We start from the raw sequence: 18,365 nt of genomic DNA on the forward strand, positions 1-18,365 counted from the left end.
TGGAACGTTCCAATTTCGTCAAGAGGCTTTTGTTCACATTTTTACGGCCCTGTACTTGGCTCTGGGGAACCAGTCAGCGCGACGCTAAACGGAAAATACGCTTGTTTTTTCGACACTTAGGTAGCATGACGACCCTTCCACATGAAAGGCGCCGGCCTTTGACGGGATCTAAAACGATCGCAATCAGATGCGGTGGCTGATTTTCGAACTTGATATTTGGAACGTTCTAAATTATTCCATGGCGCAAACCTGAGGAGGATTCACGCTCATGACCAGCCTGCTCCTGCCGCGCCAAGACGGCTCGCTAGAAACCTACCGGCTCCAGGGGACGCCGATCGCCCGGCCCACGAGTGTCCCGACTTTCAACCGCATCGCCTATGCGGCCGCGCATGTCGTTTCCGATCCGCTGCGTGACAGCGATCCTTGGGGAAGGCCGGCAATCGACTGGGAAGCGACGATGGCCTTTCGCCATCACCTCTGGAGCCTCGGCTTCCGCATCGCCGAGGCGATGGACACTGCCCAGCGCGGCATGGGGCTTGCTTGGGCCGACGCGCAGGAGCTGATCCGCCGTTCGCTTGCCGAGGCGAAGAGTGTTGCGGGCGCCGATCTCGCCTGCGGCGCCGGCACCGACCATCTTTCTCCGGACGCGGCGCGCTCGATCGAGGACGTCATCGCCGCCTATGAGGAGCAGATCGGATTCGTCGAGGGTGAGGGCGGCCGGGCGATCATGATGGCGAGCCGCGCTCTCGCCCGCATTGCACGATCGACCGACGACTACCGCCGTGTCTACGGCCATATCCTGCGCCAGGCCAAGGACAAGGTGGTGCTTCACTGGCTTGGCGACATGTTCGACCCACAGCTAAGGGGATACTGGGGATCGGAGAATTTCGAGGAAGCGCTGGAAACGGTACTGTCGATCATCTCCGAGAACAGCGCCAAGGTCGAAGGCATCAAGATATCGTTGCTCGACAACGCCAAGGAAGTGGCGCTGCGCAACGGCCTTCCAGAAGGCGTGCTCTGCTTCACCGGCGACGATTTCAACTATGCGGAACTGATCGAGGGGGACGGCCAGAAATACAGCCATGCGCTGCTCGGCATCTTCGACGCCGTGGCGCCCTCGGCTTCAAAGGCGCTTGCCGCCCTGGCAGACGGCGATCTCACCACCTTCCGCAGTGTGATCGAGCCGACGGTGCCCTTGTCGCGCAAGATCTTCGAGGCGCCGACGCAATACTACAAGGCCGGCGTCGTCTTCCTCGCCTGGCTGAACGGCCACCAGCGCCATTTCACCCTGCCGGCCGGCCTGCAGTCCGCCCGCGGGCTCTTGCACTATGCTGACATCTTCCGGCTGGCTGACCGCGCCAATGTGCTCGACAAGCCGGAGTTGGCAGTGGCGCGGATGCGCAATTTTCTCGCCGTCCTCGGCGTCGAGCAGGCGGACTAGAGCGGGACGAGGAAAGTCCGAGGGTTCTCCGCCCGCATCCCGCTCTCTAACTCATTAGAATCGATCACGTTTATGATTTAGGTCGATTCGACCTAAATCATCGTGATCTAAGTGGCGGGCGAGGGCGGCGCTACAGCCGCCAGCCCCTTCTTCTTCAGCATCGCGTCCGGATCCGGCAGCTTACCGCGGAAAGCCTTGTAGGCATCCTCCGGATCAATGGCGCCGCCGACCGAATAGATGTTGTCCTTGAGCTTCTGCGCGGTCTGCGGATCGAACGGATTCCCGGTTTCCTCGAAGGCGGCGAAGGCGTCGGCGTCGAGCACCTCCGACCACATGTAGGAATAGTAGCCGGCGGAATAACCATCGCCGGAAAAGACGTGCAGAAAATGCGGGCTGCGATGGCGCATGACAATCGACTTCGGCATGCCGATCCTTTCCAGCGTCGCCGCTTCCAGCGCCATCGGCTCGGGGAGCGTTTCCGCCGTGTGATAGGCCATGTCAACCAGCGCCGAGGAGGTGAATTCGACGGTTGCGAAGCCGGAATTGAAGGTTCTCGCCGCCAGCACCTTGTCGAGCAGGGCCTGCGGCATGGGCTCGCCGGTCTGATAGTGCACCGCATAGGTCCTGAGGATATCCGGCACCGTCAGCCAGTGCTCGTAGAGCTGCGAAGGCAGCTCGACGAAATCACGCGAAACGCCGGTGCCGGAGACGGACGGGTAGGTGACGTTGGAGAGCATGCCGTGGAGGGCATGGCCGAATTCATGGAACAGCGTGCGCGCGTCGTCAATCGAGAGCAGCGCCGGCTTGCCGTCGGCCGGCTTCGCAAAGTTGCAGACATTGTAGACGATCGGGATTTCGCCGATGCCGCCATTCTTCAGCTTCAGCCTGTGCTGCGACTGGAATGAACTCATCCACGCGCCGGAACGCTTGGAGGAACGGGCGAAGTAATCGCCGAGGAACAGCGCCACCAGCTTGCCGGAGGCGTCGCGTATCTCGAAGACGCGCACATCGGGATGATAGGCGGGAACGCCCTTCTTCTCCGTGGCCGTCACGCCGAAAAGGCGATGGGCAACATCGAAGCAGGCGTCGATGATCTTCTCGAGCTGGAGATAGGGCTTCAGCTCGCTTTCCGAGAAGCTGAACTTTTCGGCGCGCAGCTTTTCCGCATAGTGGCGCCAATCCCAGGGCATGACCTCATGATTGCGGCCTTCGGCGGCGATCATCTTGGCAAGATCCGCCTCTTCCTCGCGGGCGCGCACCACAGCCCTTTCCCAGACCTGCATCAGCAGCCCGTTCACGGCATCAGGAGTCTTTGCCATGGTGTCATCGAGCTTCAGCGCCGCGAAATTCTCGTAGCCGAGCAGCTTTGCCTTCTCGGCCCGGAGCGACAGCGTCTCGGCGATGATACCGAGGTTGTCGGTCTCACCGCCGTTTTCACCGCGGGCCGTCCATGCCCTGAAGGCCTGCTCGCGAAGCTCGCGATTGTCGGAGAAGGTCAGGAACGGTTCGATGATCGAGCGCGAGAGGGTGACCGCATATTTGCCGTCTTCGCCTCGGTCGCGGGCGGCGGCCGCCATGGCATCCTTGAGGAACTCCGGAAGGCCGGCGAGTTCCTCCTCGCTCGTCAGAAACAGGGCCCAGTTCTTCTCGTCGGCAAGCACGTTCTGACCGAACTTGGCGCCAAGGCCGGCAAGTTTCTCGTTGATGGCGGCAAGCCGCTCCTGCTCAGGCTTGTCGAGTTTGGCGCCCGATTTGACGAAGCCCTTCCAGTGGCGCTCGAGGACACGCATCGCCTCAAGGTCGAGGCCGAGCTCTTCCCGCTTCTCCCACAATGTGTCGATGCGGCTGAACAGGGCCGGATTCATCCCGATCTTCGAATAATGCCGCGACATCTTCGGCGCGATCTCGCGCTCGAGGGCCTGAATCACGTCGTTGGTATGGGCGCCGGCCTTGTTCCAGAAAAGCGCCGAGACACGAGAAAGCTCGTCTCCGGCGATTTCGAGGGCGATGACCGTGTTTTCGAAGGTCGGCGCTTCCGGATTATGGGCGATCGCATCGATCTCCGCTTCATGGGCTGCGAGTGCCGCGTCGAAGGCGGGCGCGAAATCTTCGTCCTTCACCGCATCGAAGCGCGGCAGGCCTTCGTGTCCGGTCCAGTTCACCAGGGCAGGGTTGACCGAAGCGCTTGCAGTCATGAGAATTCCTTTCGCATGCAGGACCGGCGGACGCAGGAGATCATCGGCGTGCCGGCGGAGACGTTTGAAGTGGTTGGCAACCTGATCAACGTCAAGGCTTGCGCACCCCGAAAAGACCGGGCGCCGCATGCCAGACCGCCTGCGCGGCGAAACCGATGAACAGGAGGCCGGAAAGCCGGACAATGGCCAGTTCGTGACGGCGATAGAAGCGGCGCACGACGGACGCGCCGATGATCGCGATCAAAATCACGTCGGCGACGAGGAACCCGATGAGCGACACGGCGAGCAGCATCGGCAAGGCGTTGAACTCGAGCGCATTGGCGGAACCGGCAAGCAGCGCCGTGAAGGTCGCCAGTGCCACCGGATAGCCTTTGGGATTGGTGAGCCCGAAAATCAGCCCGCGGCGCAGCGGTCGCTCCACCGTCAGCAGGGCGCGATTCTCGCCCTTCGGCCGGGCGCGAAGGGCGGTCCAGCCGATCCAGGCGAGATAGGCGCCGCAGAACAGGCCGAGAATGTCGAAGATTGCCGTGCCGATCGATCGCGCACCGACGATCGCGACAAGCGCCAGCGTCGACCAGACGATGTCGCCGGCGAGATGCCCGCCCATGAACAGCGCACCGGCCTTCCGGCCCTGGCCAGCACCGATGCCGAGCAGCGCCAGAAAGGCGGGGCCGGGGATCAGCGCATAGGAAAGCGCGGCGAGAAAGGCACTGACAAGAAGCGTCTCGGACATCTGGAATCCCCGTTTAGAGTCCGGCCATTCGAGCGTCCGGCAGTTACTCCGTCAAGCGGAAATGGATCGTGAAACGGCGGCGCGACACCGCATTTTGTGGCATCATCAGCGGCCACGTGATGGGTTGCGGAAGGTGAGGGCGTCGATCGTAGCGCGGATCAGGTCCGCAACGGCCCGAACGAATTTGCGCATGGGACTTTCTTTCGCCTTTGCGCGACCCGGAACTGGTGTCGCCCAACACCTTCTCACAGGCGGACGAGCACGCCTGTTTCGCGGGGAACCCGCCGCGCCGCGCACAAATCTTTCGTTACAAAGATTTCCCTCGATACGAAGTTGCGCTAAGAACGCGCCCGAGTTTCCCCTTGAGAAGGACTATCCATGACTGTGCGCAAACTCTTCCTTCTGCCCGGCGACGGCATCGGCCCGGAAGCCATGGCGGAAGTCCGCAAAATCATCGCCTACATGAATGCCGAGCTTGGCGCCGGCTTCGCGACGGACGAGGGCCTTGTGGGCGGCTCGGCCTATGACGCCCATGGCGCGGCCATTTCGGAAGGGGACATGTCGAAGGCGCTTGCCGCCGATGCCGTGCTCTTCGGCGCCGTCGGTGGACCGAAGTGGGATGCGGTACCCTACGAGGTGCGGCCGGAAGCCGGTCTGCTGCGCCTGCGCAAGGATCTGGAGCTCTTCGCCAACCTGCGGCCCGCCATCTGCTATCCGGCGCTTGCCAACGCCTCCTCGTTGAAGCCGGAGCTGGTCGAAGGCCTCGATATCCTCATCGTGCGCGAACTGACCGGCGGCGTCTATTTCGGCGAGCCGAAGGAGATCATCGACCTCGGCAACGGCCAGAAGCGCGGCATCGACACGCAGGTCTACGATACCTACGAGATCGAGCGCATCGCCGGCGTTGCCTTCGAACTCGCCCGCACGCGCAACAACCGTGTCTGCTCGATGGAAAAGCGCAATGTGATGAAATCGGGCGTGCTCTGGAACCAGGTCGTGACCGAAACGCACAAGGCGAAATATGCCGATGTGCAACTGGAGCATATGCTGGCGGATGCCGGCGGCATGCAGCTGGTGCGCCAGCCGAAGCAGTTCGACGTGATCGTCACCGACAACCTCTTCGGCGACATGCTGTCCGACGTCGCCGCCATGCTCACCGGTTCGCTCGGCATGCTGCCTTCCGCCTCGCTCGGCGCGCCGGATCCGAAGACCGGCAAGCGCAAGGCGCTCTACGAGCCCGTGCACGGCTCGGCACCGGACATTGCCGGCAAGGGCATTGCCAACCCGATCGCCATGATCGCCTCCTTCGCCATGTGCCTGCGCTATTCCTTCAACCTCGTGAAGGAAGCCGACAACCTCGAAAAGGCGATCGCCAACGTGCTCGACAAGGGCATCCGCACCGGCGACATTATGGCGGAAGGCGCTCGCCAGGTCGGCACCACCGAGATGGGCGACGCGATCCTCGCCGAGTTCAAGGCGCTTTCGGCCTGATCCGGCACAACGACGCCTGACGTTCTTCCTTCGGCTCACGCCGATGAGGTTCGACAAAAACACCTCCGGAGACGCTTCCGGAGGTGTTTTTCATTCGGGTCTTGATTTCGTCGCGATCGGCTTCACATGCAGGAGGATGCCGAACAGGTCGGATATGAATCAACCGCTTGCTTCCACAGCCTGGATCTTCCTGACGACGCTGCTGCTCGTGCTCGCATTCGTCCCCTTCGATCCGCAATTGTCGCATTGGGCTCAGAACCTGCCGGACGAGATCGTCGAGTTCAACCGGGAGATCACCGATATCGGCAGCGCGGCCTGGATGATCTACACGTCGGCCCTGCTTCTGCTCGTCGCCTTCATTGTCCGACGTACGGCGCATCAGGACGCGCTTCGGCACAAGGCTCGAACCGCGCGCAATCTGTCCGCCTATTTTCTTCTGACGATCGGCACGGCAAGCACGGTGGTGCATGGACTGAAATTCCTGATCGGCCGCGCACGCCCGGAACTTTTCGCTGAATACGGCGCCTACAGCCTCACGCCCTTCACGAGCGACCGGCTGTTTGAAAGCTTCCCTTCGGGTCATTCAACGGCCGCCGGCGCCCTGTTCGGTGCCTTCGCGATGCTGATGCCGCAGTTGAGGCCCGTGTTTCTGATCCTGGCGCTGGCGATCGGCGTCTCGCGGGTGATCGTCGGCGCGCACTATCCGAGCGATGTCGCCGCCGGCCTGCTGCTCGGTCTTTGGGTCGCGATTATGGTCGCCTTCGTTTTTGCCCGGCAAGGCTGGCTCTTCCGGCTGGACGCAGGCGGCTGGCCGGCGCCGAAAAGAGCGATTTCCCAGCAAAAGGAAAAATAAAAAAGCCGGCGCGGAAGACCGCGCCGGAGTCAGGAGAGTTCGCCGGCGGGATGAGGAACGGGCTCTCCGCCCGCATCCCGCATCGTGATTTAGTCCATGGCGTGGATATCGCGGTCCTTGGTCTCGGGCAGGAACAACAGGCCGATGACCAGTGTGATGCCGGCGAAGACGATCGGATACCAGAGGCCGTAATAGATGTCGCCCCGGGCCGCGCTCATCGCGAAGGCCGTTGCCGGCAGCAGCCCACCGAACCAGCCGTTGCCGATATGGTAGGGCAACGACATGCCGGTGTAGCGGATACGGGTCGGGAAGAGCTCGACCAGCAGAGCCGCGATCGGGCCGTAGACCATCGTCACATAGATGACGAGGACGCTCAGCACGGCGATGATCGTCGTCCAGTTGACGCGGGCCGGATCGGCCACCATCGTGAAGGCGCCGCCCTTGTCGATCGCATAGACCGCCATTTCCTTGGCGCCGCCGACTTCTTCCTTCGTCAGCAGCTTGTCGGCAACCAGCTTGTCGGCCGGTACCATGGCCTTTTCGCCAGCGCGGACAGCAGCGGCGTCAAGCGCCAGTTCCGGATTGGCCGCGACGAAGGCGTCGAGCTTGGAATCCGGCACCTTGGCGACACCGCGCACGAGCGGGTAGCCGGCGGCCTGCAGCGCCATGTTGACCTGCTTGCTGAAGGCCGCGTCCTCGGCCTTCGCCTTGTCGCCGGCGGCAATCGCATCGTAGCTGGTGATCGTCGTTTCGCCGATCTTGACGGTCGCCGGTGTTCCCGCCGCCGCAGTGCTCACGACGTCATAGGGAACGGAGTTCTTGGTCAGGAAAGCAGTCGCGATGTCGCACGAGCTCGTGAACTTCTGCACGCCTGTCGGGTTGAACTGGAAATTGCAGTTGCCGGGAGCCGCCGTAACCGTGGCGCGGACATTCTCCTGGGCCTCGGCAAGCGCCGGGTTTCCGGCCCAGGTCAGCGCCTTGAACAGCGGGAAGTAGGTGAGCATGGCAAGCAGCAGGCCCGCCATGATGATCGGCTTGCGACCGATCTTGTCCGACAGCCAGCCGAAGACGACGAAGAAACCAGTGCCGATGAGCAGCGATGCGGCCACCATCAGGTTGGCCGACTGGCCGTCCACCTTCAGGACGCCCGTGAGGAAGAAAAGCGCGTAAAACTGGCCCGAGTACCAGACGACCGCCTGGCCGACCACCGCACCGAAGAGTGCCAGAATGGCAATCTTGGCATTCTTCCACTGGCCGAAGGCTTCCGTCAGAGGCGCTTTCGAGCCCTTGCCCTCTTCCTTCATCTTCTTGAAGGCGGGCGATTCGTTCATCTTCAGGCGGATCCAGACGGAAACGCCGAGAAGCACGCAGGAAAGCAGGAACGGCACGCGCCAGCCCCACTCGGCGAAGGCTTCCTTGCCGACCGCGAACTGCACGAGCAGGATCACCACCAGCGACAGGAAGAGACCGAGCGTTGCCGTCGTCTGGATCCACGAGGTGAAGTAGCCACGGCGCCCGTGCGGTGCGTGTTCAGCAACGTAGGTCGCGGCACCGCCATATTCGCCGCCAAGCGCCAGGCCCTGCAGCAGGCGCAGACCGATCAGGATGATCGGCGCGCTGATGCCGATGGAGGCCGAACCCGGCAGGACACCGACCAGGAAGGTCGACAGACCCATGATCAGGATGGTGACAAGGAACGTATATTTGCGGCCGACGAGGTCGCCGAGACGGCCGAAAACAAGCGCGCCGAACGGGCGCACCAGGAAGCCGGCCGCAAAAGCGAGCAACGCGAAGATGGACTGCGTTGTGGACGGATACTGGCTGAAGAAGGTCGCGCCGATATAAAGAGCAAGCGAACCATAAAGGTAGAAATCGTACCATTCGAAGACGGTACCGAGCGACGAAGCGAGGATAACTTTCCTCTCCTCACCGGTCATGGGGCCGGCTTTTGCGCCGTCCACGGTTGCGACATTTGCCATTTTGATGATCCTCCACTCCAAATTGGCATATTGGAGCGCCCATTCCCCGATCCGACGTTCCTCCCTGAACATCCGGACGTGGTGCGCCTTGTATGAAGATGTCAGAAAAGTAGTGCGCGAGGCAGCGATGCTTTCGGCTTATGACTTTGGTCTAATGCGGCGATCGGGCGCGCCGCCGGGGGGGATCACGCAAAAGTGCGGCGCGGCTCCCGCACTTTCGGCGCTGATGGCCGGGAAGCTATGGTGGCGGACAAGGGCCGCGGCTTGACTCTTGCCGAAAACCGCGTATGAGCAGCGGCGAACGAGGAAACTGCCATGCGACCGAACGGTCCGTCCATCGCTGCGCTGATCTTGCCGGTACCTGCCGGAGAGGCTCGCCATTTCTCGCTCGCTAGCAAAACAACGGCCAAAACGACGACGAAAACCGTCTGACGTCTCTGGCCCTCCGCTCTCTCCCCGGTCCGGCCGGGGACAGGAAACCTCGCGGGCGTTCCGCGCGGCTTCCCCCTCCACCAGACGAGGAGAGACAGAAAGAGAGCTTAGATCATGGGTTTCAAGATTGCAGTCGCAGGCGCCACCGGCAATGTCGGCCGGGAGATGCTGAACATCCTTTCGGAACGCGGTTTTCCCGCGGACGAAGTCGTGGCGCTCGCCTCGTCGCGCTCCATCGGTACCGAAGTTTCCTATGGCGACAAGACGCTGAAGGTCTCCAACCTCGAAACCTATGATTTTTCCGACACCGATATCTGCCTGATGTCGGCCGGCGGCGCGGTTTCGCAGAAGTATTCGCCGAAGATCGGCCAGCAGGGCTGCGTCGTCATCGACAATTCCTCCGCCTGGCGCTACGACGCCGAAGTCCCGCTGATCGTCCCGGAAGTCAACCCCGATGCGATCACGCTTTTCTCGAAGAAGAATATCATCGCCAACCCGAATTGCTCGACGGCCCAGCTCGTCGTCGCGTTGAAGCCGCTGCATGACCGCGCCACGATCAAGCGCGTCGTCGTTTCCACCTATCAGTCGGTGTCCGGCGCCGGCAAGGATGGCATGGACGAGCTCTTCAACCAGACCCGCGCCGTCTTTGTTGCCGACCCGATCGAGAGCAAGAAGTTCACGAAGCGCATCGCCTTCAACGTCATCCCGCACATCGACGTGTTCATGGAGGACGGCTACACCAAGGAAGAGTGGAAGGTCCTGGCCGAAACCAAGAAGATGCTCGATCCGAAGATCAAGGTGACCTGCACTGCCGTGCGCGTTCCCGTCTTCATCGGTCATTCGGAATCGGTCAATATCGAATTTGAGAACGAAATTACCGCTGACGAAGCGCGCGAGATCCTGCGCGAGGCGCCGGGTTGCCTGGTTGTCGACAAGCATGAGAACGGCGGCTACGTGACGCCCTATGAATGCGCCGGTGAGGATGCGACCTATATTTCGCGCATCCGCGAGGACGCGACGGTCGAGAACGGCCTCAATCTGTGGGTCGTCTCCGACAACCTGCGCAAGGGCGCCGCGCTCAACGCCATCCAGATCGCCGAATTGCTCGTCAACCGCGGCCTGGTCAAGCCACGCAAGCAGGCCGCTTGACCGGCCCCGCTTAAGCATTGAATGAAGCCCCGCCCGGTCCGCAAGCGGACCCCGCGGGGCTTGGCATTGGTTCTTCCGCCGGTGTTGGGCGGATTCACGTGAAACAGGACATCCCGTGACGCGGGGGCCAACAATATGGCCGGCAGAAGCGGGCGCGTTTTTTTGAAGACAAGCGATAGTTCGGGCAGATGGGGTATTTCATGCACAGGGCAAAGTGCGTAGTGGCGGGGCTTGCGGCCCTCGTTTCAACGACGATCCTTTCCTCGACCGCGGCGGCGGCCCAATGCGGCAATGACGGCAGCGGCTTTCAGGCCTGGGTGGCCGAGTTCAAGCAGCAAGCCGCCGGCAACGGCATCAGCCCCGCGGTCATCGACCAGGCGCTCTCCGGCGTTGCCTATAACAGGGCGACGATTCGCGCCGACCGCGGCCAGAAGAGCTTCAAGCTCTCGCTCGATCAGTTCATGCAGAAGCGTGGCGGCCAGACGATCATCTCGCGCGGCAAGAAGATGCGGGCGCAGAACGCCAGGCTCTTCGACAACATCGAGCAGCGCTTCGGCGTGCCGGCCGGTCCGCTGATCGCGATCTGGGGCATGGAGACCGGCTTCGGCTCGTTCATGGGCAAGGAACACACGCTCTCGGCCGTCTCGACGCTTGCCTATGACTGCCGGCGTTCGGACTACTTCACCAACCAGCTCTACGCGGCCCTGCAGCTCGTCGAGCGCGGCGACCTGAGCCCGGCTGCGCGGGGTGCGGCCCATGGCGAGATCGGACAGACCCAGTTCCTGCCAGTCAACGTCCTGAGATTTGGCGTGGACGGCGATGGCGACGGCCATATCGACATGGTCCGCTCCAAGGCGGATGCACTCGCCTCGACGGCAAACTTCCTGCGCGGCCATGGTTGGCAGCCGGGAGGCGGCTATCAGCCCGGCGAAGTCAATTATGCCGCGATCCAGGGATGGAACGCTGCCAGCGTCTATCAGCAGGCAATCGCCATCATCGGCGCCGAGATCGACGGCTACTGAGAAGACCCTCAGGTCACGACGATTTACCCCTCATCCGCCTGCCGGTACCTTCTCCCCGCGTGCGGAGAGAAGGGACGCGCGGCGCCGCGTTCGCTTGTTCAACTGAGCGCTCTCGTCCCCCTTTGAAGCGGGAGAGTGGATTGAGAGGACGCGGCAAAGTCCCTTCGCCCCGCTTGCGGGGAGAAGGTGGCCGGCAGGCCGGATGAGGGGCGAAAATTCACATGCCCGGCCGCGCAAAATCGCCGGTCTTGGCGTCCATCACCCAGAGCTCCCCGGTTGAGATGTCGAACCAGGCGCCATGCAGCTGCAGCTTGCCCTTTGCCTCCAGAATCTGGACGCAAGGGAAGGTGCGCAGGTTGGCGAGCGAATTGCGGATCGACACACGTTCGAGCGCGCGCTGGCGCTCCGCCTGGGTCATGAAATCGTTGCTCTGGATCTGTTCGGCGGCCGGCTTCAACAGGTTCATCCATCGCCCGATGAAATCGCCGGGAGACAAAGGTTCGGCATCGGGATCGAGCGCCGCCTTGATGCCGCCGCAGCGCCCATGTCCCATGACGACGATGTTGCTGACGCGCAGGGACTGAACCGCGAATTCGAGCGCGGCGGAGGTCGAGTGATAGTGCCCATCCGGCTCGTATGGCGGCATCATGTTGGCGACGTTGCGGATGACGAAGAGTTCTCCGGGACCGCTGTCGAAGATCGTTTCGGGTGCGGCCCGAGAATCGCAACAGGCGATAATCATCGTCTTCGGCTTCTGGCCGCTCTCGGCAAGCGTCTTGTAGCGTTGCTGCTGCTCGCTGAAGCGACCGCTCATGAAGTTGCGGTAGCCGGTTAGAAGATGTTCCGGAAAACCCTGCATATCCATCGATAACCCCGCGTCACTCACTCGTTCATTGCTCCATCGCCCCTGCTGCATGATTCCTTAAATCATGCAGCAATCCAAAGTGCTACCGCGACCTTTGCGCGTCTGAGTGAGACGCGCGGCGCTGCAGGATCAACGAAGCGTCGAAGTGTTACAGCGACCGTGGCGCGCCTGGAAGGGCGAAGCGCGCTTATGAGCCGTTTCTTTTATATCCGCGCCTATTTCTTCCGCACCTGGCTCGGGTGCAAGAGGCGCCGCATCTGCACCATGGCCATGGGCGTCGCCAGGCTCGACGCGTCCTGCTCGAGCGTCAGTTCGTCGGCGCCGCGCCGGGCGCTGCGCGCGATGATCTCGAACACGCTGGCAGTCGCCATCTGCAGCGCCCGCTCTTCGGAGAGCCCCTGGAGCAGCCGCGCCAGAAACACGGCGGCAAGCAGATCGCCGGTGCCGTTCGGCGGATTGTCGACCAGTCGATGCTCGGCCAGCAGCGCATGACTGCCGGAGAGGTAAAGATTGCCCGTGCCACCCGTCATCATCGGGATCGCCGACGTCACCAGCATGCGAGAAGGTCCGAGACCGAGCGCCGCGTCGAGGATCGCCGTATTCGTTTCAAGTGCTGCCCCGACGAGCCACGAGAGTTCGAACCGGTTGGGAGTCGCAAGTGTCGCCAATGGCAGCAGCCGGTCGCGCACCGCGGCCGCGATCTCCGCCGAAACATAAAGGCCGTTGCCATCACCGATGACGGGATCGCAGGCGTATAGCAGCTCGGGACTGCGCTCGCGCAACGCCGTCACCAGTTGCGCAACACCGTCAACCTGGGCCGGCGAGCAGAGATAGCCCGACAGAACGGCGCGCACTTCACCAGCCCAGCGTGCATTGACGAGGTCGTTCACGATCGAATGGAAGTCCGTGTCGGCGATCGTCACCCGTGTCGAGCGGCCGTGACCCGGATGCCATGGCAGGATCACCGTCGGCACGGCCCATACGCGATGCCCGAGCGTCTCCAGTGCGAAGACCGCGGCCCGGTTGCCGACCGTGCCGCGAACCACATGGCTTGAAATGACGATGACGGCGCCGGGTGCGGGCATTTCGGGCATCGGGCAGTTCCATTTCCTCGAATCAAAAGTGTGATCGCCCGACTGTCACAGGCCTGTCAACAGGGCCTGCCAGACAGGGACGAGACAGGCCTTCGGCGTTTTCGTGCGTTTCTAAGGTTTTTTGAGCAATATTCGTAAAATTGCCTTCGATTTAAATGGATTTAGGTCGAAACTGCGTGAATTTCTCCAAAATGCGGCTCGATTTTGCCGAAATCGGGCATAAAACGGTCGCCATTGGCCATGGTTCTGATAGGCTCGTCTATCACGAATGGGGAGAGAGTTCATGGGCGTGAAATACAATCCAAAACGGGACAGGCATATCGATGCGGCCAAGGCGGCTGCGGAGAAGATCGGCGCCGACGCGCTGGCGCCCGAGATCCTCTTCGGCGGGGCAAGCAACGACGACCTCGATCTCTACACTGCCGACATGCTGGCGCTGACCGCGGCGCATGCGCGCAAGGAACTGGCGCGCTGGGACGGCGGCAAGCCGCAGGTTTCGGTCGAGGCCGTGCCGGGGGTTGCGCCGGGTGGCATAGACGTCACGATCATCGCCATCACCGAACGCAACATGCCATTCCTCTATGATTCGATCATGGGCGAGGTGACGAGCACGCACCGCGACATCCACCTCGCGATCCATCCCATTCTGGTCATGGAACCGGGCAAGCCCATCAAGCCGTTCGATCCGGACGAGCAAAGCGATCCGGCGCACCGGGTGAGCCATATCCAGATCCACTTGAGCAAGCTCGCACCGCTCGAAGCGCGTTCGCTAAGCAAGCGCATTGCCGAGGTGCTGGATCAGGTCCACCAGGCGGTCCACGACTGGCCGGCGATGACGGCGCTGCTCAACCAGGCCATGCGGGAGCTGGAAGAGTATAATGCGTCGCGCAAGAAGAGCGATCGTGACGAAGCGCTCGCTTTCCTTCGCTGGCTAAGGGACAACAATTTCACCTTCCTCGGAATGCGAGAATATACCTATTCCGGCAAGGGCGAGAAGGCGAAGGTCGAACGCGGCAAGGGCAGGGGCCTCGGCCTTCTCTCCAATCCCGACGTCCGCGTGCTGCGTCAAGGCAAGGACGCCGTGCTGACGACGCCGGAAATCCTCGCCTTCCTCGACGGCCCCGACTTCCTGATCGTGACCAAGGCCAATGTGAAATCCGTCGTCCACCGCCGTGCCTATATGGACTACATCGGCGTCAAGCGCTTCGACGCCTCCGGCAACGTGGTCGGGGAACTCCGCATCGTCGGCCTCTTCACCTCGACGGCCTACACCCGCCAGGCTTCGGAAATACCGTTGCTCAGGCACAAGATCGAAAAGATCATCGACTATTTCGGCTACGATCCCCAGAGCCATTCCGGCAAGATGCTGGCAAACACGCTGGAATCCTATCCGCGCGATGACCTTTTCCAGATCGACGTCGGCCTGCTCGCCGCCTTCTGCGAGCAGATCAACGAACTAAGCGACCGGCCGCGCATCAGGGTGTTGCCGCGCATCGACCATTTCGACCGCTTCGTCTCGGTCCTCGTCTTCGTGCCGCGCGAACAATATGACTCGGATGTGCGCGAGAAGATCGGCAACTATCTGAAGACCGCCTATGACGGGCGCGTTTCCGCCTATTACCCTGCCTTCCCCGAAGGCGGGCTGGCACGCGTCCATTTCATCATTGGCCGCTACGCCGGCAAGACACCGCGCGTTCCTCAGGCGAAACTCGAGGAGGCGGTTCGCAGCATCGTTACCCGCTGGACCGATCGCTTCAATCTGCTTGCTCGCAAGGACGGCATCGAAATTGCGGTTGGCGAAGCCTATCAGGCCGCCTTCACACCGGCGGAGGCCTATGACGACCTCCACGACATCGCCGCCTGCAAGCTCGACGACCCGATCCGCATCTCGTTCTATCACAAGCAGAAAGAGCGGCCGGACACGCTGGAACTCAAGATCTTTCACGCACAGGATCCGGTTTCGCTCTCGCGTCGCGTGCCGCTCCTCGAAAATCTCGGATTCCGCGTCATCAGCGAGCAGACCTACGACATCGGCGTCAGCGCACATGCAGAAGAGCCGAGGCTCGTCGTTCTGCACGACATGGAACTCGTCCACCGGGACGGGCATGCGCTCAACCTCGCCAAAACGGGTGCGGCGCTCGAAGAGGCGTTCCTCGCCTCCTGGAATGGCACGACCGAGGACGACACCTTCAACCGGCTGATCCTGCTTGCGGGACTCACCGCGCGCGAGGTCACGGTGCTGCGCGCCTATGCGCGCTATCTGCGCCAGGCCGGCATCACCTATTCGCAGGGCTATATCGCCGACACGCTGAACAAATACCCGGCGATCGCTGCCGATATCTTCCGGCTGTTTGCGACGCGCATGGATCCGAAGACCGAGGTGAAGGCGCGCACGAAGAAAAGCAATGCCTTGCTTTCGGCGATCGAGGATGCGCTCTCGGCCGTGCCGAGCCTCGACGATGATCAGATCCTGCGCCGCTACGTCAACGTTGTCCAGTCGACGCTCCGGACGAACTATTTCCAGAGGGACGCGGACGGAAATCCACGCGCTGTCCTTGCTTTCAAGCTCGATCCGAAGCAGCTCGACGGCCTGCCCGAACCTCGACCTTTCCGCGAGATCTTCGTCTATGGCACCGAGGTCGAAGGCGTGCACCTGCGCTTCGGCAAGGTGGCGCGCGGCGGCCTTCGCTGGTCCGACCGGGCGCAGGACTACCGCACCGAGGTGCTTGGTCTCGTCAAGGCGCAGCAGGTCAAGAATGCTGTCATCGTCCCGGTTGGCGCCAAGGGCGGCTTCTATCCGAAGCAGCTGCCGGTCGGCGGCACGCGCGATGAAATTTTCAAGGCCGGTACCGAGGCTTACAAGACCTATATCCGCACGCTGCTGTCAGTAACGGACAACATCGTCGGCCAGGACGTCGTGCCGCCGGCCGATACGCTGAGGCTCGATGGCGACGATCCCTACTTCGTCGTCGCGGCAGACAAGGGCACCGCAACGTTCTCGGACACGGCCAACGGGCTCGCCCAGGAAGCCGGCTTCTGGCTCGACGATGCCTTCGCGTCCGGCGGCTCGGCGGGCTACGACCATAAGAAGATGGGAATTACCGCCCGCGGCGCCTGGGAAGCCGTCAAGCGTCATTTCCGCGAAATGGACATCGACATCCAGACGACGCCCTTTACCGTCGCCGGCGTCGGCGACATGTCCGGCGACGTTTTCGGCAACGGCATGCTGCTTTCGGAGAAGATCCGGCTGATCGCCGCCTTCGACCATCGCGACATCTTCATCGATCCGAATCCGGATACCGACCTTTCCTTCGCCGAGCGCAAGCGCATGTTCGCCTTGCCGCGCTCGAGCTGGCAGGACTACGACCGCAAGGCGCTGTCGCAGGGCGCGATGATCATCTCGCGCGCCGAGAAGTCCGTAACGCTGACGCCGGAAGCGATGGCGATAATCGGCATCGACAAGCCGAAGGCAACCCCCTTCGAGATCATGAACGCCATCCTGAAGAGCCAGGTCGACCTGCTCTGGTTCGGCGGCATCGGCACCTATGTGCGCGGCAGCAATGAAACGGACGCCGAGGTCGGCGACCGCACCAACGACGCGATCCGCGTCACGGCGGAAGAAGTGCGTGCCCGCGTCATCGGCGAGGGCGCCAATCTCGGCGTCACCCAGAAGGGGCGCATCGGCTTCTCGCTCGCTGGCGGGCGCTGCAATTCCGATGCGATCGACAACTCGGCCGGCGTCAACTCCTCCGACGTCGAGGTCAACATCAAGATCGCGCTTGCCTCGGCCATGCGGGACGATCGTCTGACGAGGGCGAAGCGCAACACGCTTCTGGCGTCGATGACCGACGAGGTGGCGCATCTCGTGCTGCGCAACAACTACCAGCAATCGCTGGCGATCTCGCTCACGGAAATGCAAGGGCTCGCGAACCGCACGTCGCTTGCACGGCTGATGGCGCGGCTCGAGGCCGACGGCCATCTCAACCGCAAGGTCGAGACGCTGCCGACGGAGCTCGCCATGAGCGAGCGTTACCAGGCGGGCAAGCCGCTGACACGGCCCGAGATCGGCGTTTTGCTCTCCTATGCGAAGCTGGTGCTGTTCGATGAGCTGATCGTCGGCGATCTGCCGGACGATCCCTATTTCACTGCGACGCTCGAGCGCTATTTCCCGGCAAAGATGCGTAAGACCTATGCCGGCGACATCCGCGGGCACCGGCTGCGCCGTGAGATCATCGCGACTGTCCTCGGCAACGAAACGATCAACCGCGGCGGTCCCGCCTTCGTTTCGACTTTGACGGACGCGACCGGCTTCCTTTCCAGCGATGTCGTCAAGGCGGCCGTGCTGGCGCTCGACGGCTTCGACCTGCAGCGGATTTACGCAGAGATCGACGCGCTCGACAACAAGATCAGCGGCGCGGTCCAGAACGCGCTTTACCAGGAAGTGGGCCACATCTTCACCCTCGTCACCGAGAGGGCATTGCGCACGCGCGCCGCAAGCGGCCCGGTTTCGGATGCGGTTTCGCGCCTGCGTGACGGCCTGCAGAAGCTGCGCGGCACGATGCGCGCCGCGATTTCCGAAGAAGCGCGATTGAAGGCCGCGGCCTTCATCGAAAGCGGCGTACCGGCAAAGCTCGCGGAGGAAATTGCCGAACTGTCGCTGATGACCCTGGTGCCGGAGATCATGCAAATCGCCACCGAAACCAAGGAAACGCTGAGCCGTACCGCGCAGAGCTATTTCACGGTGACGGAGAACCTCGGAATCAACCGGCTGCTCGCCGCCGCCGACCGGGTTCCGGCCACGGAGCAGTTCGAAGCGATGGCGCTTTCGCGCGCCGTCACCGATATTGGCGTCGCAAGGCGCGACATCACGATCGCGGCTCTCGTCGAGCAGAAGGGCGAACGCAATCCCGTGCTCGCCTGGCACGAAAGCGATCGCCAACGTGTCTCTCGCGTCGGCGACCAGTTGAAGCTGCTCACCGAAAAGGGCGAGACGACACTCGCCAAGATTACTGTCGCCGCCGGCCTGCTCAACGACCTTGCACGCGCCAAGGCGAAATGACACAGTCCGTCCGGGCAATCCGCCCGGAGGACTGATTCCGCTTCGGGTTTAA

Annotated in this window: 11 protein-coding genes; 6 read left to right on the forward strand and 5 right to left on the reverse strand. The window is 62.3% G+C overall.

The genetic code is table 11. The annotated features are described in order from the left end of the window. The first annotated feature begins 268 nt into the window (after window positions 1-268). A complete protein-coding gene (locus QA637_RS16535) occupies window positions 269-1,441 on the forward strand; it encodes a dihydrodipicolinate synthase family protein (protein WP_283062365.1) in 1,173 nt (390 codons plus the stop codon). Window positions 1,442-1,548: 107 nt separating this feature from the next. Here the strand turns inward: QA637_RS16535 and QA637_RS16540 are convergent, their stop codons facing one another. Further along, window positions 1,549-3,636, reverse strand: a complete 2,088-nt coding sequence (locus QA637_RS16540) for a M3 family metallopeptidase (RefSeq protein WP_283062367.1) — start codon at window positions 3,634-3,636, stop codon at window positions 1,549-1,551. A gap of 91 nt (window positions 3,637-3,727) precedes the next feature. Next, a complete protein-coding gene (locus tag QA637_RS16545; RefSeq protein ID WP_283062368.1) occupies window positions 3,728-4,369 on the reverse strand; it encodes a LysE family translocator in 642 nt (213 codons plus the stop codon). 378 nt (window positions 4,370-4,747) lie between these two features. Here QA637_RS16545 and leuB point away from each other — a divergent pair, with 378 nt between their 5' ends. Together leuB and QA637_RS16555 are read left to right on the forward strand one after the other, a co-directional pair. After that, complete coding sequence (gene leuB, locus QA637_RS16550; RefSeq protein WP_184108629.1) at window positions 4,748-5,860, forward strand: 3-isopropylmalate dehydrogenase; 1,113 nt, start codon at window positions 4,748-4,750, stop codon at window positions 5,858-5,860. Window positions 5,861-6,014: 154 nt separating this feature from the next. After that, window positions 6,015-6,713 (forward strand): phosphatase PAP2 family protein, encoded by a 699-nt coding sequence (locus QA637_RS16555; protein ID WP_283062370.1) that lies wholly within the window; start codon window positions 6,015-6,017, stop codon window positions 6,711-6,713. A gap of 89 nt (window positions 6,714-6,802) precedes the next feature. On the opposite strand, the gene QA637_RS16560 is transcribed toward QA637_RS16555, so the two are convergent. Beyond that, a complete protein-coding gene (locus tag QA637_RS16560) occupies window positions 6,803-8,692 on the reverse strand; it encodes an MFS transporter (RefSeq protein ID WP_153440630.1) in 1,890 nt (629 codons plus the stop codon). 546 nt (window positions 8,693-9,238) lie between these two features. On the opposite strand from QA637_RS16560, the gene QA637_RS16565 reads away from it, so the two are divergent. Together QA637_RS16565 and QA637_RS16570 are read left to right on the forward strand one after the other, a co-directional pair. Then, window positions 9,239-10,273, forward strand: coding sequence for an aspartate-semialdehyde dehydrogenase (locus QA637_RS16565; RefSeq protein ID WP_153440628.1), 1,035 nt, complete (start codon window positions 9,239-9,241; stop codon window positions 10,271-10,273). Window positions 10,274-10,473: 200 nt separating this feature from the next. After that, a complete protein-coding gene (locus QA637_RS16570; protein ID WP_153440627.1) occupies window positions 10,474-11,295 on the forward strand; it encodes a lytic murein transglycosylase in 822 nt (273 codons plus the stop codon). Between the two features lie 217 nt (window positions 11,296-11,512). Here QA637_RS16570 and QA637_RS16575 read toward each other — a convergent pair whose 3' ends face one another. After that, window positions 11,513-12,160 carry a carbonic anhydrase gene (locus QA637_RS16575; RefSeq protein WP_153440626.1) on the reverse strand — a complete coding sequence of 216 codons (648 nt, stop codon included), beginning with the start codon at window positions 12,158-12,160 and terminating at the stop codon, window positions 11,513-11,515. 215 nt (window positions 12,161-12,375) lie between these two features. Further along, a complete protein-coding gene (pdxY, locus tag QA637_RS16580) occupies window positions 12,376-13,254 on the reverse strand; it encodes a pyridoxal kinase PdxY (RefSeq protein ID WP_153440625.1) in 879 nt (292 codons plus the stop codon). A 283-nt stretch (window positions 13,255-13,537) separates the two neighbouring features. On the opposite strand from pdxY, the gene QA637_RS16585 reads away from it, so the two are divergent. After that, on the forward strand, window positions 13,538-18,313 hold the full coding sequence (locus QA637_RS16585) for an NAD-glutamate dehydrogenase (protein WP_283062374.1): 4,776 nt from the start codon (window positions 13,538-13,540) through the stop codon (window positions 18,311-18,313). The last annotated feature ends 52 nt before the right edge of the window (window positions 18,314-18,365 follow it).

The sequence above is a fragment of the Sinorhizobium terangae genome (assembly GCF_029714365.1).
GTDB lineage: Bacteria > Pseudomonadota > Alphaproteobacteria > Rhizobiales > Rhizobiaceae > Sinorhizobium > Sinorhizobium terangae.